The sequence below is a fragment of the Paenirhodobacter hankyongi genome (assembly GCF_003664585.1).
GTDB lineage: Bacteria > Pseudomonadota > Alphaproteobacteria > Rhodobacterales > Rhodobacteraceae > Rhodobacter > Rhodobacter hankyongi.
Window position 1 is genome coordinate 50624 of sequence record NZ_RCHI01000003.1, and the last position, 21477, is coordinate 72100.

A 21477-nucleotide genomic window follows, 5' to 3' on the forward strand; every position below is an offset into this window, starting at 1 on the left:
TCACAGCTTCGCCAGCCCCTGCCGGATCGCCCGGTTGTCGCCACGCTTCAGCACCCATTCGCCCAGCCGCCGCGCCAGCCGCTTGTGCCCCTTTGCCACCGCCCGCTCGAACAGCTCGCGCTGATAGCGCGCGAAATCCTTGCGCGCGCGCAGCCGGCGATAAAAGGCGGCCTCGGTCAGCGTGCCGTCGAGCGCCCCCAGGATGATCGGGCTCAGGATCCCCATCTGGCTGAGCGAGGAGCCGAGCCGGTGGCCCAGAAGCGGGGCGCGCAGCTTCATCACATTCGCCCCCTGAAACCGCGCGGCATGCTGCGCGTCGAGCGGCTCATAGGGATCATAGAGCAGCGCGATGCGCCGCGCCGCGCCGCTCACAAGCGCCGCATCGCCGTATTTGCCGCTGAAATCCGCGCCCCAGACCGTCTTGTAGCGCGTTTCCCAGGGCACAACGGTCTTGTCGACCGTCGATTGCGGCGAGATCGCCACCACATCCGCCCCCGGACAGGCGCCCGAGAAGGCGCAGGCGGCATAGCCGCCCATCGAGGCGCCATAGAACACCACCCGGTCGAACTGCGCAAAGAAGCCCTCGGCCGCCAGCCGGTCGAACTCGGCCGGGACCCAGGGGGTGCGATACCAGGTCCAGCCGCCCGCCATCACGCCCAGCATCGACCAGCCCTGCTTCTCGATGAAGGCAAAGCCCCAGGGCCGACGGTCGTCGCGCTTGTTCATCGCGATGTCGAGGTTGTCGAAGGTGACGACCAGCACCTTCTTCGAGCGCGGGATATAAAGGAAGCTGTGGCCATCGGTCTCGCGATAGAAGCCGTCGGGCCCCGCAAGCCCCTGCGCGATCGCGGCCCAGCCATCATCAGCCACCGGCGCCGGCGCATTCGGGGTGAACACCACCCGCCGCACCGACTTGCCGTCGCGGGGCGGCAGCTCGGCCACGATCTCGGTCTCGCCGAAGTCCTTGAGGAACGGGAAGCTGCCGGTGCCATGGCGGATGTCGAGAACCATCCGGCTGTCGGCATGCAGCACCGTCTCGAGCACCTCTTTCAGATGCTTGATCTTGTGCCGGTCGCCCCAGCCCGCAAGGTTCAGCAGCAGATCGACGGCGCGCAGCTCGGCGCCGGTCGTGACCACACGCACCCGGCCCGGGTCCACCCCCGCCGCCTCGAGCGCGGCAAGATAGGGGGCAACCCAGTCCGAGCGCAGCCCGCTCCAGCTGCCATTCGCGCCCATGTCGATCAAGGTGATGTCGCAATCCCAGCGGTCATGCGCCGCGATCACCTGCGCCAGCGCCCCGCCGCCGAGATCGGCGACCGAGGCCACCTGCGTCAGCCCCGTCGCCGCGAACAGCCCGTCCTGTGCCCCGGCCATCGCTCAGTCATCCGCGTCGGTGTCGGCCTCGGGCGAGCCATGGCGGCGCAGCGGCGCGGCGGCCGGGTCGATGCCATGCTTCTTGACGAGCTGCCCGATCAGGCTGCGCGGCTTCGGCACGCCGTCGAACTTGTCGAGCAGACGCGCCCGCATCCGCCGGCCATAGAAATGGATCGAATAGGTGTCGTCCTTGATGTGGCTTTGCCAGTCATAGCCCGGCCGCAGCATCAGCGCGCGCGCGCTGTACTCGAAGGGGTAAAGCCCCCAGATCGGCATCGCATAGCGCGACTCGCCGGTCTTCTTCAGGAAATGGGTCAGCGCATGCGGCCCCCACACGCCCCAGGGCTGCTCGCCCGCATGCACCGGCGTGCCCGCGGCCTTCTTCTCTTCCAGCTCGCGGCGGTAGGCCTCGCCATACCATTCCGGGATCGCATACTCGTCGGTGGTGAATTCGAGCAGCTGGCCAAGCGCCTCGCTGTCACGCGGCAGGCCGAGCACGCCGCCGTTGATGCCATCGGCGCTTTCCCAGGAATAGAAATGGCCGTTCGGCGTCTCGAAGGGCTTCACGCAATAGGCGTCGGTATCGGCCCAGATCGTGCGGTCGTTCTGTGCCAGCAGGTGATAGCGGAACAGGTCCGAATGCAGCGCCGGGCTGTTGGTGCGGCCGTGGCGCAGGAAGTTCTCCTGCGACAGCACCTCGTTCGCATCGGCCATCTCGATGCCCTCGGGGGCATTATCGATCGGCTCGTAGGAATAGAGCTTCACATGCTGGCCGGCGTCGACGAAGGATTTCAGGCAAAGCTGTTCGAGGTAGCTCAGCGACCCGCCGATCCAGAGCGCCGCAACCTGGTAATCTTTTGACATGAATACACTGCCCTTTTGTCTTTTTCTGGCCTTGCCTGCCGGCATAATCGCCAAATCCCCCCGGATTGCCAACGCAAATTCGACCCAAAGCCGGGTGCGGTTTGCGGGCCCCGGGGGCTGTGCTAGGAAGGGCCAAAGGCAAGAGGTGAGCAGATGAGTGAGGCAGGGGTGATCCGCCGGCAACTTGGGGTCGTGCAGCTCGGGTGCCTGACGGTGCTCGATGCGGTGGTCTGGCCCGATCAGCGCGACGGCGCGCCGGTGCGCGCCCTGCGTCTCTTCCTTGCCGCGCCGTCGCATGCCGGCCAGGTGCCGCCCGAGCAGCCCGAGGGCTGCGTCGAGGTGCTTGAACGGCGCGAGATCTCGGGGGGCGTGATGGTGGTCGCGCGCGCCGCGGCGGACGGCCCCTTGCGCATTGCGCTGAGCCCCGAGGCACCGCGCCCGGGCCCCGAGGCCGAGGCCTCCGCCGCGCCGGTGATCGTGCATGAGATCGCCGCCGCGGCCCCCGATACCCGGCTGTTTTCCGGCTGCGATTGCCTCTTCGGCCAACGGCTCGAGGAAAGTGCCGAGGCGGTGGTCGACTGGCTGAGCTGGCATCACGACTATCACGGCGCGACCGGCGCGGTGATCGTGAACCGCGCGCCGCCCGACAGTGCCGCGGGCAGCGCCGCGGACTTCGCCACGGCCCTGCGCCGCGGCCTGAAGGCGCGCGAGCTCGAGATGGCAGTGGCCCTCGTCGAAAGTGCACTCCCGCTCGGCAAGCCCGACCTCGGCCCCGAAAGCCACCCGTTCCTCGCCCCCGACGCGCCGGGCAAGGACCGCATGGAGGTGCCCGCGGCCGATCCCTGGCGTTCCCCGCTCGGTCAGGCGCTGATCTACGAGATCGCGAAATGGCGCTTCCTGACCGAGGCGCGGGCGATGCTGACGCTTGACGTCACCGACCTGCTGACGCCGCGGGCGGCGGGCGTGCCCTCGGCCTTCGACGCCTGCACCACCGCGCGCTCGGGCGTGGTGCTGCTGGTCGGGCGGCGGATCTATCCCTGGCGGGTGCGGCAGGGCGCGCCGACGCGCTTTGCCGATCACATCTGCCGCCAGTTCGACGCGCGCCGCGGCATCGCCCGCTGGGGCGTCGCCCCCGCCCGCGCCGGGCTCGACGCCACCTGGCGCGCGATCCGGGTGGCCTATGCCAAACCCGACCCGAACACCACCTTCCCGTTCTGGCGCGCCATGGGCCTGCGCGTGCCGGGCCGGGCGGCCTCGGAACTCGCGCCCAAGACCTCGCTGATCGAGGACGCGCAGTTGCTGGACCTCGCCACCCAGGTCTGGGGCCACAAGCCGATCCGGCCGCCGGTGTCGAAGCCCAAGGCCGCACCGAAACGCGCCGTCGAGGGCGGGCGCACCTGCATCGTCACCACGATGAAGAACGAGGGCCCCTTCATCATGGAATGGATCGCCTATCACCGGGCGATCGGGGTCGACGACTTCCTGATCTACACCAACGACTGCTCGGACGGCACCGACGAGATGCTCGACCTGCTCGAGCGCAAGGGGATCTGCGCGCATCGCGACAACCCGTTCCGCACGATGGACCTCAAGCCGCAGCACGCCGCGCTGCAGGCCGCCGAAAGCGAACCGATGATGCAGAATGCCGGCTGGGCGATCTGCATGGATGTCGACGAATTCATCGACATCAAGATCGGTGATGGCACGCTGCGCGCGCTGTATACCGCCATGGGCGAGGCGAACATGATCTCGCTGACCTGGCGGCTCTTTGGCAATTGCGACGTGCATGAATACGAAGACCGCTTCCTGCTCGAGCAGTTCACCACCTGCGCGCCCGAGGTGGTGCGCAAGCCGCATCAGGCCTGGGGCTTCAAGACCCTCTTCCGCAACATCGACATCTACAAGAAGCTGGGCGTGCACCGGCCGAAGGGGCTGATCCCCGATCTCTGGGACCAGGTGAAATGGCTCAACGGCTCGGGGCGTCCGATGCCGAAGGAGATGTTCCGCAACGGCTGGCGCTCGACCACCGACACCTACGGCTATGACTGGGTGCAGCTGAACCATTACGCCGTGCGCTCGGCCGAGAGCTTCCTCGTCAAGCGCGACCGCGGCCGGGTGAACCACGTCGACCGCGACCAGGGGCTCAGCTACTGGTTCCGGATGAACCACAACGCCGTCGAGGACCGCTCGATCCAGCGGATGATCCCGGCGCTTCAGGCCGAATGGGACCGGCTGATGGCCGACCCCGAGATCCGCGCGGCGCATGAGTATTCCGTCGGCAAGCACCGCGAGAAGATCGCCGAGCTGCGCGCCACCGAGAATTACGAGAAATTCTATGGCGAGCTGTGCTCACCGCGCTTCGAGAAATATTCCCGCATCCTGCATGTCTTCGGCTCGAGCGTGTTCAACGCCGGGCCCGGCGTGATCCCGCCCGACCTGCACGAACAGGACCTGCCGCCCGACTTCCTCTTCACCGTCGAGCATGTGGGGGAGGCCGAGCATTGAGCGCGCGTGCCCTGCCCGGCGGCGTGCCCGGCCCCGATGGCGCTTGCCTGCGGCAGGAGTCTCTGGGCCGGGAAAATGGGCCTTTTCCCTGGCAAAAATACTCCCCGCGGAGCGTCCGACGCGGCGACCGGGGGCGGCGATGACAGGTTCGTCCCCGCGCGTCGCCGTGGTCACCACGATGAAGAACGAGGGCGCCTTCCTGCTCGAATGGCTCGCCCATTACCGGGTGCTGGGCGCGACGTCCTTCTATGTCGCCCATAACGACTGCGAGGATGGCCAGCCCGAGATGCTCGCCCGTCTGGCCGAGATGGGCCTTGTGCGCCCGCACGCGACGCGGGCGACCGAACATGGCGGCATCCAGCGCGCGGCGCTGCGTCAGGCGCGCTGGTATGAGGAGGTGACGCAGGCCGAGTGGATCTGGGTCTGCGATGCCGACGAGTTTCTGGTGGTGAAGGCGGGCGATGGCAGTTTCGCCGCGCTGATCGGGGCAACGCCCGGGGCCGATGTGATCGGGGTGAACTGGCTGCAGTTCGGCTCGGCCGGGATCACCACCTATGACCCCGCCCCCGTCACCCGGCAGTTCACCCGCTGCGAGGCGCCGCCGCGCGTGGCCTATGTGAAATCGCTGTTCCGCCGGTTGCCCGAGATGGCGCGGATCGGCGTGCACATGCCGCACCCGCGCGCGGGCGTCGAAGTCGTGCGTGCCATTGCCGGCGGCGCCCCCTGGCGCAAGGGCCGCGGCGGGCTGATCCTGAAGGCCGACACCCGCGTGGCGCAGGTCAATCACTATGCGCTGCGGGCGCGCGACAGCTTTCTTGTGAAGCGCGACCGCGGCAGGGTGAACCACGCGGGCGAGGACATGGGCGCCGACTATTGGGTGCGGTTCGAGCGCAACGAGGCCGAGGATCACGCCATTGCCCGCTATGACGCGGCGGTGACGGCAGAGCTTGCGGCGCTGCGGGCGGACCCCGAGCTTGCACGGCTCGAGGCCCATGCCCGCGACTGGCACCGCGCCCGCATCGCGGCGCTGCACGCCCGCCCGGACTGGGCGCACTTCTCGGCGCGTCTTGTCGCGGGGGCGATGTGATGCGGGTGCTGGCGATCCTGACGGTGAAGAACGAGGGCGCCTTCCTGCTCGAATGGCTGGCCCATCACCGCGCCATCGGCTTCACCGATTTCCTCGTCTTCTCGAACGATTGCAGCGACGGCACCGACGTCATGCTCGACCGGCTGGCGGCGATGGGGCTTCTGACCCATGTGCCGAACCCGGGGCCCTGGCCCGAGGGCCCGCAATGGGCGGCGCTGAAGACCGCCGACCGGCACCCGCTGATGCGGCAGGCCGATTGGGTGCTGTTCCTCGACATCGACGAATTCGTCAACATCCACGCGGGCGACGGCACGGTGTCGGCGCTGCTCTCCGCCCTGCCCGAGGCGACGGCAATCCCGCTGACCTGGCGGCTCTTCGGCAATGCGGGCGTCGTCGATTACACCGATGCGCCGATCACCGCGCAATTCACCCGCGCCGCCCCCGATGCAATGACCTGGCCCTGGCGCGCGATCCTGTTCAAGACGCTCTTCCGCAACGACGGCAGCTATCGCAAGCTCGGCGTGCACCGCCCGCGCAGCCCCGATCCCGCGCGGATGGCGGCACAGCGCTGGTTCGACGGCTCGGGCGTCGAGCTGCCACAGATCTACCACCGCTCGCGTCTGTTCTCGCCGCCGGGCGAGCCGCATTACGGCCTTGTGCAGCTCAACCACTATGCCCTCGGCGCGATGGAAAGCTATGTGCTGAAATGCGACCGCGGCCGGGCGAATCGCGAGGCCTCGACCTTCGACATGAGCTATTGGGTCGAGCGCAATTTCTGCACCGAGGAAGACACCAGCATTGCCCGCCACGCCCCGGCGCTCGCCGCCGGCATGGCCGAGCTGATGGCAGATTCTGCGCTTGCGCGCCTGCATGCGGCCGCGGTCGCTTGGCGGCGCAGCCGGATTGCCGAGCTGCTGCTTGACGAACCGTTCCGCGCGCTGTTCGGGCGGCTGCTGCTGACGCCGCCCTCGCGCCCGCTGCCCCCGGCCTTTGCGGCGCGGATGATGGCGCTTGCCCTGCGGGCGCAGAAAGCGCGCGGAGAAACAGTCTGAGAAGATTCGGCGCATTCCCGCCGGAAATGCGGACAATCCTTTGAAATTCCTTAATTTCCCTGATTTTCGCCTGAATTCGGCAATGCTAGGTTAATATCTCGAGGGGCACCTTTCCCGGGACAGCGGAGGAGGCCATGGACAGCATTGTGGAAACCCGAAAACCGATGCGCGAAATGAGCGACAGCGACTGGAAGCGGCAGATCGCGGATCTGGGCGAGGACGAGGGCTATTACGAGCCGCTCGGGCCTGCCCATGGCGCGCTTTTCGCCGACCGCGGGCCGGTGCTGCTGGTCAGCTTCGAGGTGCGCGGCGCGATCCGCAGCCGCGGCGAGGGGCAGGTGCCGCTCGGCTACAGCCTGGCCGAGGCCGCCGATCATTCGAGTCTGACGCTGATCTCGGACCGCGACACCTGGTTTCGCGACCCGGCGGTCTATGCCTTCTTCGACCGGCTGGTCGATGACGGCTTCTTCGAGGATTTCGACCGCGTCGTCTTCTACGGCGCGGGCCCCTGCGGCTATGCCGCCGCGGCCTTCTCGGTCGCGGCCCCCGGCGCCACGGTGATCGCGATCCAGCCGCAGGCGACGCTCGAGCCGCGGCTGACCGGCTGGGACGACCGCTTCACCGAGATGCGGCGGCTGTGCTTCACCGACCGCTACGGCTTTGCCCCCGACATGCTCGAGGGCGTGGGCAAAGCCTATGTGCTGTTCGATCCGGCGGTGACGCTTGACGCGATGCACGCGGCGCTGATGGCGCGGCCCTGGGTCGAGCTGCTCGCCTGTTTCGGCGCCGGCTCGACGATCGAGCGCACGCTGACCGATCTCGACGTGCTCGAGACGATGCTGACCCAGGCCTGTGCCGGCAGCTTCGACGCGGCGAACTTCTGGCGGCTTTACCGCACGCGGCGCAATTCGGGGCGCTATCTGCGCCACCTGCTTGCCCATCTCGAGGGCACCGGGCGGACCTATCTGGCCGCGATGCTGTGCCGCAACGTGGTGCGCCGGATGAATGCGCCGCGGTTCCGCGCGCGTCTCGGCCCGCTCGAGGAGGCGCTGGCCGCGAAGGGCGTCACCCTGCCCGACCCGCTGCCGCTGCCCTCCGAGATCTGACCCCGGGGAACGGGGTCAGGCGTTCGACCCGCGCCCCGAGGGTTCCTCGGGCGCCTCGACGTCATGGTCGTGCGAGGCATGCACATGCACTGAGGCCCGCCGCGCCGCGGTGCCGCGCGCGACCTGATCGAGAAGCGTCTGCTCGGGCGCGAAAAGCGGCGCGGGCGTGAAGGGTTCGGCGGTGATCCGCAGCTCGAGCCCGAGCGCGTGCAGCGCCTGCGCCAGCGCATCATCCGCCTGCACCAGAAGCCGGTCGCCCTCGATCTGGCAGGGCGCACGGAACTGCCCCACGCACAGCGCGGCAAGAACGAGGTCACCCCGCACTTCGGTCAGCGTCTGCGTCGTCGATGTCTCGGACATCCGGTCCCCTCCCTGCACTGCTCCGGCCTGTGCGACCGGTCCGGCACGACTATCCGCCGCGCCGCGCCGATGCGCAAGGGGGCGCGGCCGCGTGCCGCGACGACGACGACGAGGGCGAGGGCGAGGGCGAGGGCGAGGGCGAGGGCCGGGATCGCCGCTTCGGAGGGACGGGCCCCGCAAGGCACCCGCCCCGTCCGGGCTCAGTAGCAGAAACGATCGCTCAGCACATGCGAGGCAAGCCCCGATCGGGTCAGCCCCCGGCGCCGCAGATCGTCGTCACCAAGCGCCGCCAGCGCGTCGATCTCGGCCAGACGCGCCTGTCGTTCGGTATGCGACGTCAGCGCCGCCGCGAGCGACGCCAGCAGGGGGTGGGCCTTGGACGCGCGCGGCGCACGCGGTTCTGTCGCAAAGACGTATGCCATTGGAAACCTCCTGATGTCGGGTCAGTCCGCTTCCTCCCATGGCCTCAAGAATACGTCAGAATCACTGCCATAACTATTGCGCGCAGCGCATGGCTGCACGGCAAGCCATGCACGCGTCAGCCGCGGCCGCGCTCAGCAGGAATAGGCCCGCGCGGTGACCAGATAGACCGCCGCGCCCGGCTCGACCCGGTCGAAGACGATGGTGTTCGCGCCGCTTGCGCGCGCGCTGTCGAGCACCTTGTTGCGGGCGTATTTGATCCCCTGATCGCCCAGCACCGGGCCATAGACCCCGGGCTTCATGGTGATCGTCGAGACGAAGCGGCAGCTGCCGACCTCGTTTGCCTCGGCGGTGCGCACGCCCGTGACGCCGCGGAAACCGGGATCGTTGCAGGCGGCCAGCACCAGCAGGGCACCGGCAAGGGCGGTCAGGGTCTTCATCGCGGCTCTCCTCTTTGGCCCGAAGGCGGCGCCATGCTGCACCGGCACGCGGGCGCCGACAATCCCCCTTCCCCGGCCCGCGGCGTCACATCGGCGCGAAGCTGCCACTGGATTCGCTGCCGCGCCCGGTGTAGGTCGGAGCCATGACCCAGATCACGCTCCCCCGCCCCGACGACTGGCACCTGCACCTGCGCGACGGCGCGATGCTGGAGGCCGTTCTGCCCGAGAGCGCGCGCCATTTCGCCCGCGCGATCATCATGCCGAACCTGGTGCCGCCGGTGGTGACCGGCGCGCAGGCCGCGGCCTATCGCGAGCGCATCCTCGCCGGGCTGCCCGCGGGCATGCGCTTCACGCCGCTGATGACGCTCTACCTGACCGAAGAGACCGACCCCGCCGATGTCGCCGCCGCCGCGGCCGCGGGCATCGTCACCGCGGTCAAGCTCTATCCGGCCGGGGCGACCACCAACTCGGCCTCGGGCGTGCGCGACTTCGACAAGGTGCGCGGCGTGCTCGAAAAGATGGCCGAGATCGGGTTGCCGCTGTGCGTGCATGGCGAGGTCACCGACCCGGCCGTCGACATCTTCGACCGCGAGGCGGTGTTCATCGAGCGCGTGCTCGATCCGGTGCGCCGCGCCACCCCGGGGCTGCGGGTGGTGATGGAGCACATCACCACGAAGGACGGCGTCGACTATGTCCGCAGCCAGGGCGAGGACCTTGGCGCCACGATCACCACGCATCACCTGATCATCAACCGCAACCACATCCTGGTGGGCGGGATCAAGCCGCATTACTATTGCCTGCCGGTCGCCAAGCGCGAGAGCCACCGCCTGGCCCTGGTCGAGGCCGCGACCTCGGGCGAGGCGCGCTTCTTCCTCGGCACCGATTCCGCGCCGCACGCCGACCCGGCCAAGGAAAGCGCCTGCGGCTGCGCCGGCTGCTTCACCGCGACGAACACGATGCCGCTGCTCGCACATGTCTTCGAGGCCGAGGGCAGGCTTGCCAACCTCGAGGCCTTCGCCTCGCGCAACGGCCCGGCCTTCTACCGGCTGCCGGTGAACAGCGAAACGCTGACGCTGGAAAAGACCGACACCGCCACGCACTGGCCCGCGAAGATCTTCGGCGGCGCCGGCCCCGTCACCGTCTTCGACCCGGGCTTCCCGGTCTTTTGGCACGTGACCCCCTGACCTTTGCCCCGGAACCGCCCCCGTGGAGCGCCGATGGCGTGCGACGGCGGGCACTCCCGGGCGTCCCTTCAGAAGGATTAGCGACATGATCCCCTCCTCCTACCCGACCCAGGAAGAAATCGCCCGCCTCACCGCGCGGATGCTGCTCGAGATCAAGGCCGTGCATTTCAATGCCGAGGAGCCCTTCACCCTCGCCTCCGGCCTGCCCAGCCCGACCTATATCGACTGCCGCAAGCTGATCTCCTTCCCGCGCATCCGCTCGACGCTGATGGACTTCCTGTCCGTCACCGTGCTGCGCAATGCGGGCTTCGAGGCCTTCGACAACATCGCCGGCGGCGAGACCGCGGGCATCCCCTTCGCCGCGATGGTGGCCGAGCGGCTCGCGCTGCCGATGACCTATGTGCGCAAGAAGCCGAAGGGCTATGGCCGCAACGCCCGCATCGAGGGCGCAATGAGCGAAGGCCAGCGCGTGCTCCTGGTCGAGGACCTGACCACCGACGGCGGCTCGAAGCTCAGCTTCGTCGACGCGATCCGCGACACCGGCGCCACCTGCGCCCACACCGCCGTGATCTTCTACTACGGCATCTTCCCCGAGACGGTGGGCAAGCTCGCCGATCACGGCGTGGCGCTGCATTACCTGTGCACCTGGTGGGATGTGCTGGCCGAGGCCCGCGCCCAGGGCGCCTTCGATGCGAAGACCCTCGACGAGGTCGAGGCCTTCCTGAAGGCGCCGCGCGCCTGGCAGGACGCCCGCCAGAAGGGCTGAGGCCGAAAAACCTGTGGACAGTTTCGGGGGCAGGCTGTGGACAGTCTGCCCCCGACTCGCTTCCCCCTCGCGCGATCCCACCATCCGTGGTAGGCTGATCGCCAAGATCCACAACAAACGCCGCAAGTGGCCGCCCCGGCGGCCGGTTATCCACAGAGATTTCCAGATGGCGCGGCCCGCCCCCGATCGGCTATGCGACGGGCTCCGGGCCATGAGGCAGAGATGAACGAGACCACCGCGATCCGCAACGACACCGCCGCCCCGGCCGAGGTGCCGGAAGAGGCGCTGCCGCACAACATCGAGGCCGAGCAGCAGCTGCTCGGCGCGATCCTGACCAACAACGACATCTTCGACCGCATCGCCTCGGTGGTGAAGCCCGAGCATTTCTTCGAGCCGGTGCACCGCACCATCTACGAGACCGCGATCGCGCGGATCCAGAAGAACGCGCTCGCCTCGCCGGTGACGATCAAGGCCTATCTCGAGGACGATCAGGGCCTGCAGGCGCTTGGCGGCGCGACCTATCTCGCCCGGCTCGCGGGCGCGGCGATCTCCTCCTATGCCGCGCGCGATTATGCGCAGATGATCCATGACCTCGCGCTGCGCCGCGAGCTGATCCGCCTTGGCAAGGATCTCAGCGCCTCGGCCTCGAAGGTCGACATCGGCATCGAGCCCGACGAGCTGATCGTGAAGACCGAGGGCGCGCTTTACAAGCTGGCCGAGACCGGCACCGCCGAGAAGGGCTTCGTCAGCTTCCTCAAGGCGGTGACCGAGGCCGTGCAATCGGCGAACGCCGCCTATCAGCGCGACGGCGGCCTCGCCGGCGTCTCGACCGGGCTGACCGACCTCGACAAGAAGCTCGGCGGGCTGCACCCCTCCGACCTTCTGATCCTCGCCGGCCGTCCCTCGATGGGCAAGACCTCGCTCGCCACCAACATCGCCTTCAACATCGCCAAGGCCTACAAGCGCGGCCAGCGCCACGACGGCACCGAGGGCGCGGTCGAGGGCGGCGTGGTGGGCTTCTTCTCGCTCGAAATGTCGGCCGAGCAGCTCGCCGCGCGCGTGCTCTCGGAAGCCTCGGAAGTGCCCTCGGAACAGATCCGCCGCGGCGACATGACCGAAGGCGAGTTCCGCCGCTTCGTCGAGGCGGCGAAGGCACTCGAGACCTGCCCGCTCTACATCGACGATACCCCCGCCCTGCCGATCAGCCAGGTCGCGGCGCGCTGCCGCCGGCTGAAGCGCACGCACGGGCTCGACGTGGTCTTCGTCGACTACCTGCAACTGCTGCGCGGCACCGGCCGCACCGACAACCGCGTGCAGGAAATCGGCGAGATCTCGATGGGGCTGAAGGCGATCGCGAAAGAGCTCAACATCCCGGTGGTCGCGCTGTCGCAGCTCAGCCGGACGGTGGAAAGCCGCGAAGACAAGCGCCCGCAGCTGAGCGACCTTCGCGAATCCGGTTCGATCGAACAGGACGCCGACGTGGTGATGTTCGTCTATCGCGACGAATATTACCACGAACGCATGAAGCCGCCGGAAGACGACCCGAAATTCGCCGAATGGCTGCAGAAGGCCGAGCGCGTGCACGGCAAGGCCGAGGTCATCCTCGGCAAGCAGCGCCACGGTCCCATCGGCACCGTCGAGGTCGCCTTCGAGAGCCGCTTCACCCGGTTCTCGGACCTTGCGCGGCAATGGCAGGGCGAGGGCGGCGAGGGCTACTGAGCCCCCGCCCGCGTCACGCATTTCAAACCGCCCCGCGGGCGTCGACCGCCAAAAGGGGGGCCGTCTGCCCCTCTGCCGCGCTCAGCCGCAGCAGCACCCCGCGCCGGAACAGCACGCCGCGCTCGCCTCGGCCAGTGCTGCCGGGTCGCCGGTCACCGGAAAACCACGCGCGATCCAGCGCGCAAGCCCCGGCTCCATCACCGCAACGGTCTCGAATCCCTGATACATCAGGAAATAGGCGGCCTTGCGCGCCTGCGTGCCGCTGTCGCCGACCAGAATCAGCGCCCGGTCACGCGGGATCTCGGTCCAGCGATCCTCGAACTCGGCAAAGGGGATGGCGCGCAGATCACAGCCGCCGAAGCCGAGTTTCGCCACCGCCTCGGGCACGCGCAGGTCGATCAGCAGCGCGCCCTCGCCGAGCATCCTGTGGCTCGTGGTCGGACAGGCCACGCGCACCTCGGGCAGATCCTTCACCATGGTGTCGCTCATCATCCCCTCCTCAGGCCAGCCAGCCCAGAACCTGGTCCGGCGCGGGCACCGAGCCCTTGTGGACCACCTTCTCGCCCACCACCACGGCGGGGGTGGACATCACCCCGTAGCCCGCGATCCGGCGCAGATCCTCGATCTTGACGACCGAGACCTCGCGCCCCGCCTCGCGCGCCACGCGCTCGATCAGCTCGACGGTCGCGCGGCATTTCGCGCAGCCGGTGCCAAGAACCTTGATCTCCATCGAAAACCCCTTTTCAGAACAGAAGGTTGAACAGGATGCCCACGGCCAGGATACCGCTGCCGACAACGCCGATGAAGACGGCGATCAGGCGCAGCGTCAGCACCTGACGCAGGATGATCATCTCGGGCAGGCTCAGTGCGATCACGCTCATCATGAAAGCCAGCACCGTGCCGAGCGCCGCGCCCTTGCCCAGAAGCGCCTCGACGATCGGGATCACGCCGGCCGCATTGGTGTACATCGGGATGCCGAGCGCCACCGCCGCCGGCACGCTCCACCAGGCATCGGCGCCCATGATCCGCACCATCAGATCCTCGGGCACATAGCCGTGGATCAGCGCACCCATCGCGATGCCGAGCAGGATCCAGAGCCAGACCCGGCCCATGATCTCGCGCAGGGCATCAACGCCAAGGCGATAGCGTTCGACCATGCTCAGCGGCGCGCCGCCCGCCTCCTCGGGGGCAGAGGCGCCGGTCGCGATGTCGCGCACCCAGTCCTGCAGCCAGCCCTCGAGATGCAGCCGCCCGATGACCCAGCCGGCGAGGATCGCGACGGCGAGGCCGAAGCTGAAATAGGTCAGCGCCACCGCCGGCCCGACCAGGCCGAACAGCATCACCAGCGCCACCTCGTTCACCATCGGCGCGGCGATCAGGAAGGAGAAGGTCACCCCGAGCGGCACCCCGGCCGAGACGAGCCCGATGAAGAGCGGCACCGCCGAGCAGGAGCAGAACGGCGTCACCACCCCCAGAAGCGCGGCCAGCACATTGCCCACGCCTTCACGCCGCCCGGCAAGCAGGGCGCGCGTGCGCTCGGGGCTGAAGAAGCTGCGCACCACCCCCATCGCGAAGACGATGAGCGCGAGCAGCATCAGCACCTTCGGCACGTCATAGAAGAAGAAGGCGAGCGCCTCGCCGGTGTGGCTGTGCCGCTCGACCGGGATCAGCGCGGTCAGCGCCTCGGAAATCGCCGGCAACCGGCCGTAAAGCCAGAACCAGGCGGCCACCGCCGCGAGCACCGCCAGATGCGGCCAGGGCGCGGGATGCGACGGGCGGGGGGCTTCGACTTCGGCGCTCATGCGGCGCTCCTTTCTGCGGCCTCGGCCGCCAGAACCGCGTCAAGGAGGGCGCGGATCTCGGCCGGCATCTCCGGGTTCAGCCGGTAGCGCACCCATTGCGCATCGCGCCGATCGGTGACGAGGCCCGCCTGTTTCAGGGTCTGCATGTGCCGCGACATCCGGCTTTGCGTGGCATCGAGCCGCGCCATCAGCTCGCACACGCAATGTTCGCCCCCGTCCGCCAGCAGCCGGATCGCGGCAAGGCGGGTGGGTTCGGCAAGGGCGGTGAGAATGGTCAGTGGCATTTCCGGACTCGCGCATATGCGTTACAGCGCATTTATGCGCCCGCGCCGGGCACCGGGCAAGCCCAGCGGGTGGGGTGCGACGGAATGCAGCAGTGCCGCCATGTCCCGCGCGTCATCCCACCGTCATCGAAACGTCACTTGGCACGCGCCATTGATTCCACTATTCAGGAATCATGGAACAGATTGACGCCCCCCTCGCCTTCACCGCGCTTGGCCACCCCGGCCGGCTTGCCGTCTTCCGCCTGCTGATGCGCCGCGTGCCCCAGGCGACGCGGCCCGGAGAGATCGCCCGCCTCACTGGGGTGAAGCCCAACACCCTCTCGCATCACCTCGCCGATCTCGAGGCGGCGGGGCTGATCCGCTCGGAACGGCAGGGCCGCGCGATCCTCTATTCGGTCGCGCTCGAGAACCTGACCGCGCTGGTGGGCTATCTCGTCGCCGACTGCGGCCGTGGCCGGCCCGAGCTGTCGGCGGCTCTGATCGCGCAGGGCGCGCGCCCCGTGCCGCGCGACCGGCCGCTGAACGTGCTCTTCATCTGCTCGGGCAATTCGGCGCGCTCGATCTTTGCCGAGGCGATCCTGCGCGATCTTGGCGGCGACCGCTTCCGCGCCTTCTCGGCCGGCACCCGGCCCGGATCGGCACTGAACCCGATCGCGGTCGATCTGCTGCGCCGCAACGGCCTGCCGGTCGAGGGGCTGCGTGCCAAGCATATCGCCGAGTTCGAGCTGCCCGGCGCGCCGCGGATGGATTTCGTCTTCACCGTCTGCGATGCGGCGGCGTCGGAGGAATGCGCCCCCTGGCCCGGCGCGCCGCTCACCGCGCATTGGGGCGTTGCCGACCCGGTGCAGGCCGAGGGCACCGAGGCCGAGCGCGGCCTTGCCTTCGCCCGCGCCTTCAGCGAGCTGCACCGCCGCATCGCCGCCTTCGCCGCCCTGCCCTTCGACACGCTCGACCGCCTCGCGCTGCAGCAGCAGCTCGACCGGATCGGCCTTGATGACCTCTGACGGAGCCCTCCGATGACCCGCACCTCCCCGCGCATCGCGCTGAACGGCCTTGGCCGCATCGGCAAGCTCGTCCTGCGCCGCCTGATCGACACCGGCGCGGCCGAGGGCCTTGTTCTGGTGAACGAGCCCACGGGCAGCGCCGAGCAGCACGCGCTCTTGCTGGAATTCGACAGCGTGCATGGCCGCTGGCCGGCGCAGATCACTCAGGATGCCGACAGCCTGACGGTGAACGGCCAGCGCCTGCGTCTGACCGCGGCGCGCCGGTTTCAGGACCTGCCGCTGGCCGAGATGGGCATCGACGTGGTGCTCGACTGTTCGGGCGCCTTCCGCAAGGCCGCCGATTTCGCGCCCTGTTTCGAGACCGGCGTACGCAAGGTCGTGGTCTCGGCCCCGGTGAAGGACGGCGACGCGCTGAACCTTGTCTATGGCGTGAACCACGCGGCCTATGAGCCCGCGCGCCACCGCATCGTCACCGCGGCAAGCTGCACCACCAATTGCCTCGCTCCGGTGGTGAAGGTGATCCACGAGGGGCTGGGCATCCGTCATGGCGCGATCACCACGCTGCATGACGTGACCAACACCCAGACCATCGTCGACCGCCCGGCGAAGGACATGCGCCGCGCCCGCTCGGCGCTGACCAACCTGATCCCGACGACCACCGGCTCGGCCAGCGCCATCGGCCTGATCTTCCCGGATCTCGCCGGCCGGCTCGATGGCCATGCGGTGCGGGTGCCGCTGCTCAACGCCTCGCTCACCGATTGCGTCTTCGAGGTCGAGCGGCCGACCACCGTGACCGAGGTGAACGCGCTTCTCGCCGCCGCGGCCGCGGGGCCGCTCGCCGGTATCCTCGGCTTCGAGACGCGGCCGCTCGTCTCCTCGGATTACGTCAACGACCCGCGGTCCTCGATCGTCGATGCCGGGGCGACGATGGTCACCGGCGGCACCCAGGTGAAGATCTTCGCCTGGTATGACAACGAATGGGGCTATGCCTGCCGTCTCGCCGATGTGCTGGGCCTGGTGGCGGGGGCGCTGTGATGGACCGGCCCCTGCGCGCCTATGCGGCGGTGACCGCGGCCTATTGGGCCTTCATGCTGTCGGACGGCGCGCTGCGGATGCTGGTGCTGCTGCATTTCAACGCGCTCGGCTTCTCGCCGGTGGCGCTTGCCTGGCTGTTCCTGCTCTACGAGATCGCGGGGATCGTCACCAACCTTGCCGCGGGCTGGATCGCGGCGCGCTTCGGGCTGGCCTCGACCCTTTACAGTGGGCTGGCGCTGCAGATCGCGGCCCTCGTCGCGCTCGCCAATCTCGATCCGGGCTGGAGCCTCACCGCCTCGGTCGTCTTCGTGATGGCGGTGCAGGGCGTGAGCGGCGTCGCCAAGGATCTGGCGAAGATGTCGGCGAAATCGGCGGTGAAGCTGCTCGCCCCCAAGGGCGAGGGCGCGCTCTTCCGCTGGGTCGCGGCGCTCACCGGTTCGAAGAACGCGGTGAAGGGCGTGGGCTTCTTCCTCGGCGCGGCGCTGCTGGCGCTGGCGGGCTTTGGCGCCGCGGTCTGGGGGATGGCGGCGGTGCTGACACTGATCCTGATCGCCGTCGCGGCCTTCCTGCCGCCTGGTCTGCCCGCGGGCAAGAAGGGCACGAAATTCGCCGCCGTCTGGTCGCGCGATCCGCGGGTGAACCGGCTGTCGCTGGCGCGCATGTTCCTCTTCGGCGCGCGCGACGTCTGGTTCGTCGTCGGCATCCCGGTCTATTTCGACGCCGTGCTGTCCGATGGCACGCCCGCCGGCAACCGCGCCGCCTTCTTCCTGATCGGCGGCTTCATGGCGGCCTGGATCATCGGCTATGGCCTGGTGCAGGCGCTGGCGCCGAAGATCCTGCGCGGCGCCGCGGCGGACGGCCCGCGTGCCGCCGCGCGCTGGACAGACGCGCTGGTGCCGATCCCCTTTGCGCTTGCCGCCGCCGCCCTTGCCGCGGGCGGCCCCGCGCCCTGGCTCACCGTGGTGCTGGTCGCCGGGCTGCTTCTTTTCGGCGTCGTCTTCGCGCTCAACTCCTCGCTCCATTCCTGGCTGATCCTCGCCTTCGCCGGCGAGGGCCGGGTGACGATGGACGTGGGCTTTTACTACAGCGCGAATGCCGCGGGCCGGCTGCTGGGCACGCTGCTCTCGGGGCTCAGCTATCAGGCGGGCGGGCTGCCGCTCTGCCTTGCCACCGCCGGGCTGATGGCGCTGGCCAGCGCCCTTGCGATGCGCCCGCTTGCGCGGATCGGCGCCGCCTGAGCGGCCCCGCCGGCCACAGTTCCGTCATCGCGCGGGATGCGGGTGCGATTGCCCTTGACCTTCGCGGCCCATGGTTCAAGAACACCCCCATGGCTACCGCATCCCTTCGCATCGACCTCGATGCCATCCTTTCGAACTGGCGCGCGATGGACGCGCTCACGGGCACGACGACCGAGACGGGCGCCGTGGTCAAGGCAGACAGCTACGGCCTCGGCGCCGCGCGCATCGCGCGGATGCTGGCGCGGGCGGGATGCCGCAAGTTCTTCGTCGCCTGCACCGAGGAAGGCGCCGCCGTGCGCCAGGCCTTGGGCGAAGGCCCCGAGATCTTCATCTTCTCCGGCCACATGGCGGGCGACACCGAGATGATCGGTGACCTCGGCCTGACGCCGATGCTGAATTCGCTCGATCAGGTGACCCGGCATTTCGAGTCGCTGCCCGGCGCCCCCTTCGGCATCCAGCTTGACACCGGGATGAACCGGCTCGGCTTCGAGCCCGCCGAATGGCAGGCCGTCGCGCCGATCGTGCTCGGCTCGCATCCGAAGCTGATCATGAGCCACCTCGCCTGCTCGGACGAACCCGCGCACGAGATGAACCGCTATCAGCTCGACACCTTCCGCAAGATGACCAACGGCATGAACGTGCCGCGCTCGCTCTCGGCCACCGGTGGCATCCTCCTTGGCCGCGACTATCACTTCGACGTCACCCGCCCGGGCATCGCGCTGTACGGCGGCATGCCCTTCGAGGCGGCGCAGCGCGTCGTCACTCTGTCGCTGCCGGTCATTCAGGTGCGCGACGTGCAGGCCGGCGAGACCGTGGGCTATTCGAACACCTGGACTGCCGAGGAGGACGCGCGCATCGCCACCGTCTCGGGCGGCTATGCCGACGGGCTAATGCGCACGCTCAGCTCGAAGGCGACGCTGTGGCATGGCAACGTGCCCTGCCCGCTCGTCGGCCGGATCTCGATGGACCTGATCACCGTCGACATCAGCCATCTGGCCGAGGTGCCGAAGTCGCTCGACATCCTCGGGCCGCATCAGACCGTCGACGACCTCGCCGACGTCGCTGGCACCATCGGCTACGAGATCCTGACCTCGCTCGGCAACCGCTACACCCGCCATTACGTCGGGGGGTCGGTGTGATCGAGCGCGGGCTTGCCTCGCTTGGCCGTGTCGTGCTCGACGGGCTTGCCGGTGCGGGCCGGGTGGCGCTTTACGCGCTGACCGTGGTCTCGCACCTGCTGCGCCCGCCGTTCTATGGCCGCGAATTCCTGCATGCGCTGATGCAGATCGGCTGGCTCTCGCTGCCGGTCGTGGGCATGACGGCGCTCTTCACCGGCGCGGCGCTGGCGCTGCAGATCTATGCCGGCGGCGCCCGCTTCTCGGCCGAATCCGTCGTGCCCTCGATCACCGCGATCGGCATGGTGCGCGAGCTCGGCCCGGTGCTCGGCGGGCTGATGGTGGCGGCGCGCGTCGCCTCCTCGATCGCCGCCGAGATCGGCACGATGAAGGTGACCGAGCAGATCGACGCCCTCGTCACCCTGTCGACCGACCCGCTGAAATACCTGGCCGCGCCGCGTGTGCTGGCCGCGACGCTGAGCGTGCCGCTGCTCGTCGGCATCGGCGACGTGATCGGCATCATGGGCGGCTGGCTGGTCGGCACCGGCCGGCTCGGCTTCAACTCGGCCACCTACATCAAGAACACCTGGGAATACCTCGAGTTCTGGGACGTCGGCTCGGGCCTCGTCAAGGGCGCGGCCTTCGGCTTCATCGTAGCGCTGATGGGCTGCTTCTACGGCATGAACTCGGGCCGCGGCGCGCAGGGCGTGGGCGCCGCCACCAAATCCGCCGTGGTCGCCGCCTCGATCCTGATCCTGGCCGCGAACTACACGCTGACCGAGGTTTTCTTCTCCGCATGATCGAGATCGAGGGCCTGCGAAAATCCTTTGGCAGCAAGCAGGTGCTGCGCGATGTGAACCTGACCGTGAAGCGCGGCGAAAGCCTTGTGGTGATCGGCGGTTCGGGCACCGGCAAATCGGTGCTGCTGAAGTGCATCCTCGGCCTCGTCACCCCCGACGCGGGCGAGATCCGGCTCGAGGGCCAGCCGGTGACCGAGGCCACGCGCGAGGATTTCCTCGCCCGCTTCGGCATGCTGTTCCAGGGCGCGGCACTGTTCGACAGCCTCTCGGTCTGGCAGAACGTCGCCTTCCGGCTGCTGCGCGGCCCGGCGAAACGGCCCAAGGCCGAGGCGCGGGCGATCGCGATCGACAAGCTCAAGCGCGTCGGCCTCGGCCCGGAAGTGGCCGACCTCTTCCCGGCCGAGCTCTCGGGCGGCATGCAGAAACGCGTGGGCCTCGCCCGCGCCATCGCCGCCGACCCGCAGGTGATCTTTTTCGACGAGCCGACGACCGGGCTCGACCCGATCATGGCCGGCGTGATCAACGACCTGATCCGCTCGATCGTCAGCGAGATGGGCGCGACCGCGATCACCATCACCCATGACATGTCCTCGGTCCGCGCCATCGCCGACAGCGTCGCGATGCTGCACGAGGGGGTCCTGCGCTGGCAGGGCAATGTCGCGGAAATGGACACGACATCAGACCCTTACGTTCAGCAGTTCATCCACGGCCGGGCCGAGGGCCCGATCACCGCACTGCGCTGATGCGGCGCACCCCGCGCCGCCTCGCGCGACTTGCCGGCGGCGCGAACCTCGCCCTTCTCGTGCTTTTCCCCCTCGCCTGGAGCGCACCACTCCTGCGTGCCGGGTTGCTGCCCATCTTCGGCCTCGACACGATTTCGGTCCTCTCCGGCATTGCCGCGCTCGCCCGCACCGATCCCCTTCTCGCCGCACTGGTGGCGCTTTTCGCGATCGTCGCGCCGCTCACCAAGATCGTCGGCCGCGCCGCTGTGGATTTCGGCCGCGCGTCGCCGCGCTGGCTCGGACCGCTACATGCGCTCGGCCGGCTGGCGATGGCCGATATCTTCCTGATCGCGCTCTATATCGTGGTGGCGAAGGGGGGGGTGGGCGTCGGCCGGATCGAGACCGGCTGGGGGCTCTACCTGCTCACCGGCTGCGTCCTCGCCTCGCTCGCACTCTCGCAGTTTCCACCGCGGCGCGGCTGAGCGGGCGGAGGGAGCGCTGCCCCCCGGCTTCGCCTCCCCCGGGATATTTGGGGCAATTGGAAGCCAGAGGCCCCTGCTTTCTCCTTGCCTGAAAGACCTCGGGGGTGAGCGGCGCAAG

The 21477-nt window shown here is 68.9% G+C and carries 23 protein-coding genes; 14 read left to right on the plus strand and 9 right to left on the minus strand.

Features of this window, described 5'->3' with window-relative positions:
* Both DYS74_RS03805 and DYS74_RS03810 read right to left on the minus strand, forming a co-directional pair.
* Nucleotides 1-1374: a hypothetical protein gene (locus DYS74_RS03805; protein ID WP_121531098.1), complete on the minus strand. Its 1374-nt coding sequence runs from the start codon at nt 1372-1374 to the stop codon at nt 1-3.
* A 3-nt stretch (nt 1375-1377) separates the two neighbouring features.
* Nucleotides 1378-2238 (minus strand): hypothetical protein, encoded by an 861-nt coding sequence (locus tag DYS74_RS03810; RefSeq protein WP_121531100.1) that lies wholly within the window; start codon nt 2236-2238, stop codon nt 1378-1380.
* Between the two features lie 153 nt (nt 2239-2391).
* Here DYS74_RS03810 and DYS74_RS03815 point away from each other — a divergent pair, with 153 nt between their 5' ends.
* The 4 genes from DYS74_RS03815 (at nt 2392) to DYS74_RS03830 (ending at nt 7988) form a co-directional block, all read left to right on the plus strand.
* Nucleotides 2392-4743 (plus strand): glycosyltransferase family 2 protein, encoded by a 2352-nt coding sequence (locus DYS74_RS03815; protein ID WP_121531102.1) that lies wholly within the window; start codon nt 2392-2394, stop codon nt 4741-4743.
* A 139-nt stretch (nt 4744-4882) separates the two neighbouring features.
* On the plus strand, nt 4883-5830 hold the full coding sequence (locus tag DYS74_RS03820) for a glycosyltransferase family 2 protein (RefSeq protein WP_183077447.1): 948 nt from the start codon (nt 4883-4885) through the stop codon (nt 5828-5830).
* Nucleotides 5830-6882, plus strand: a complete 1053-nt coding sequence (locus tag DYS74_RS03825; RefSeq protein WP_121531106.1) for a glycosyltransferase family 2 protein — start codon at nt 5830-5832, stop codon at nt 6880-6882. The genes DYS74_RS03820 and DYS74_RS03825 overlap by 1 nt, the downstream gene beginning before the upstream one ends.
* Before the next feature lie 134 nt (nt 6883-7016).
* Nucleotides 7017-7988, plus strand: coding sequence for a phosphoadenosine phosphosulfate reductase (locus tag DYS74_RS03830; RefSeq protein WP_121531108.1), 972 nt, complete (start codon nt 7017-7019; stop codon nt 7986-7988).
* A 15-nt stretch (nt 7989-8003) separates the two neighbouring features.
* Here DYS74_RS03830 and DYS74_RS03835 read toward each other — a convergent pair whose 3' ends face one another.
* The 3 genes from DYS74_RS03835 to DYS74_RS03845 form a co-directional block, all read right to left on the minus strand.
* Nucleotides 8004-8348, minus strand: coding sequence for an urease accessory protein UreE C-terminal domain-containing protein (locus DYS74_RS03835; RefSeq protein WP_121531110.1), 345 nt, complete (start codon nt 8346-8348; stop codon nt 8004-8006).
* Nucleotides 8349-8548: 200 nt separating this feature from the next.
* Nucleotides 8549-8770, minus strand: a complete 222-nt coding sequence (locus tag DYS74_RS03840; RefSeq protein ID WP_121531112.1) for a hypothetical protein — start codon at nt 8768-8770, stop codon at nt 8549-8551.
* Between the two features lie 132 nt (nt 8771-8902).
* Entirely contained in the window at nt 8903-9208 is a 306-nt protein-coding gene (locus DYS74_RS03845; protein ID WP_121531114.1) for a hypothetical protein, read from the minus strand.
* Nucleotides 9209-9351: 143 nt separating this feature from the next.
* Between DYS74_RS03845 and pyrC the strand changes: the two genes are divergently transcribed.
* From pyrC to DYS74_RS03860, 3 genes are all read left to right on the plus strand, one after another.
* Nucleotides 9352-10392: a dihydroorotase gene (pyrC, locus tag DYS74_RS03850; RefSeq protein ID WP_121531116.1), complete on the plus strand. Its 1041-nt coding sequence runs from the start codon at nt 9352-9354 to the stop codon at nt 10390-10392.
* A gap of 85 nt (nt 10393-10477) precedes the next feature.
* Nucleotides 10478-11158 carry an orotate phosphoribosyltransferase gene (locus DYS74_RS03855; RefSeq protein ID WP_121531118.1) on the plus strand — a complete coding sequence of 227 codons (681 nt, stop codon included), beginning with the start codon at nt 10478-10480 and terminating at the stop codon, nt 11156-11158.
* Nucleotides 11159-11380: 222 nt separating this feature from the next.
* Nucleotides 11381-12877: a replicative DNA helicase gene (locus tag DYS74_RS03860; RefSeq protein ID WP_121531120.1), complete on the plus strand. Its 1497-nt coding sequence runs from the start codon at nt 11381-11383 to the stop codon at nt 12875-12877.
* Between the two features lie 81 nt (nt 12878-12958).
* Here DYS74_RS03860 and DYS74_RS03865 read toward each other — a convergent pair whose 3' ends face one another.
* The 4 genes from DYS74_RS03865 to DYS74_RS03880 are packed head-to-tail and all read right to left on the minus strand — an operon-like array spanning nt 12959 to nt 14963.
* Nucleotides 12959-13366 (minus strand): rhodanese-like domain-containing protein, encoded by a 408-nt coding sequence (locus tag DYS74_RS03865; RefSeq protein ID WP_121531122.1) that lies wholly within the window; start codon nt 13364-13366, stop codon nt 12959-12961.
* 10 nt (nt 13367-13376) lie between these two features.
* Nucleotides 13377-13607 carry a thioredoxin family protein gene (locus DYS74_RS03870; RefSeq protein WP_121531124.1) on the minus strand — a complete coding sequence of 77 codons (231 nt, stop codon included), beginning with the start codon at nt 13605-13607 and terminating at the stop codon, nt 13377-13379.
* A gap of 13 nt (nt 13608-13620) precedes the next feature.
* Nucleotides 13621-14679 (minus strand): permease, encoded by a 1059-nt coding sequence (locus tag DYS74_RS03875; RefSeq protein WP_121531126.1) that lies wholly within the window; start codon nt 14677-14679, stop codon nt 13621-13623.
* A complete protein-coding gene (locus DYS74_RS03880) occupies nt 14676-14963 on the minus strand; it encodes an ArsR/SmtB family transcription factor (RefSeq protein WP_121531128.1) in 288 nt (95 codons plus the stop codon). The genes DYS74_RS03875 and DYS74_RS03880 overlap by 4 nt, the downstream gene beginning before the upstream one ends.
* 173 nt (nt 14964-15136) lie before the next feature.
* Here DYS74_RS03880 and DYS74_RS03885 point away from each other — a divergent pair, with 173 nt between their 5' ends.
* From DYS74_RS03885 to DYS74_RS03915, 7 genes are all read left to right on the plus strand, one after another.
* Nucleotides 15137-15967, plus strand: a complete 831-nt coding sequence (locus DYS74_RS03885) for a metalloregulator ArsR/SmtB family transcription factor (RefSeq protein WP_121531130.1) — start codon at nt 15137-15139, stop codon at nt 15965-15967.
* Nucleotides 15968-15979: 12 nt separating this feature from the next.
* The gene (locus tag DYS74_RS03890) at nt 15980-17002 is read left to right on the plus strand and encodes an ArsJ-associated glyceraldehyde-3-phosphate dehydrogenase (RefSeq protein ID WP_121531132.1); all 1023 of its coding nucleotides are present in this window, start codon (nt 15980-15982) and stop codon (nt 17000-17002) included.
* Nucleotides 17002-18240 carry an organoarsenical effux MFS transporter ArsJ gene (gene arsJ, locus DYS74_RS03895; RefSeq protein ID WP_121531134.1) on the plus strand — a complete coding sequence of 413 codons (1239 nt, stop codon included), beginning with the start codon at nt 17002-17004 and terminating at the stop codon, nt 18238-18240. Before DYS74_RS03890 ends, arsJ begins: the two co-directional genes overlap by 1 nt.
* Nucleotides 18241-18329: 89 nt before the next feature.
* Nucleotides 18330-19379, plus strand: a complete 1050-nt coding sequence (gene alr / locus DYS74_RS03900) for an alanine racemase (RefSeq protein ID WP_121531136.1) — start codon at nt 18330-18332, stop codon at nt 19377-19379.
* Nucleotides 19376-20155: an MlaE family ABC transporter permease gene (locus tag DYS74_RS03905; RefSeq protein WP_121531138.1), complete on the plus strand. Its 780-nt coding sequence runs from the start codon at nt 19376-19378 to the stop codon at nt 20153-20155. Before alr ends, DYS74_RS03905 begins: the two co-directional genes overlap by 4 nt.
* Nucleotides 20152-20898 (plus strand): ABC transporter ATP-binding protein, encoded by a 747-nt coding sequence (locus tag DYS74_RS03910; RefSeq protein WP_121531140.1) that lies wholly within the window; start codon nt 20152-20154, stop codon nt 20896-20898. Before DYS74_RS03905 ends, DYS74_RS03910 begins: the two co-directional genes overlap by 4 nt.
* Nucleotides 20898-21359: a paraquat-inducible protein A gene (locus tag DYS74_RS03915; RefSeq protein WP_121531142.1), complete on the plus strand. Its 462-nt coding sequence runs from the start codon at nt 20898-20900 to the stop codon at nt 21357-21359. The genes DYS74_RS03910 and DYS74_RS03915 overlap by 1 nt, the downstream gene beginning before the upstream one ends.
* The last annotated feature ends 118 nt before the right edge of the window (nt 21360-21477 follow it).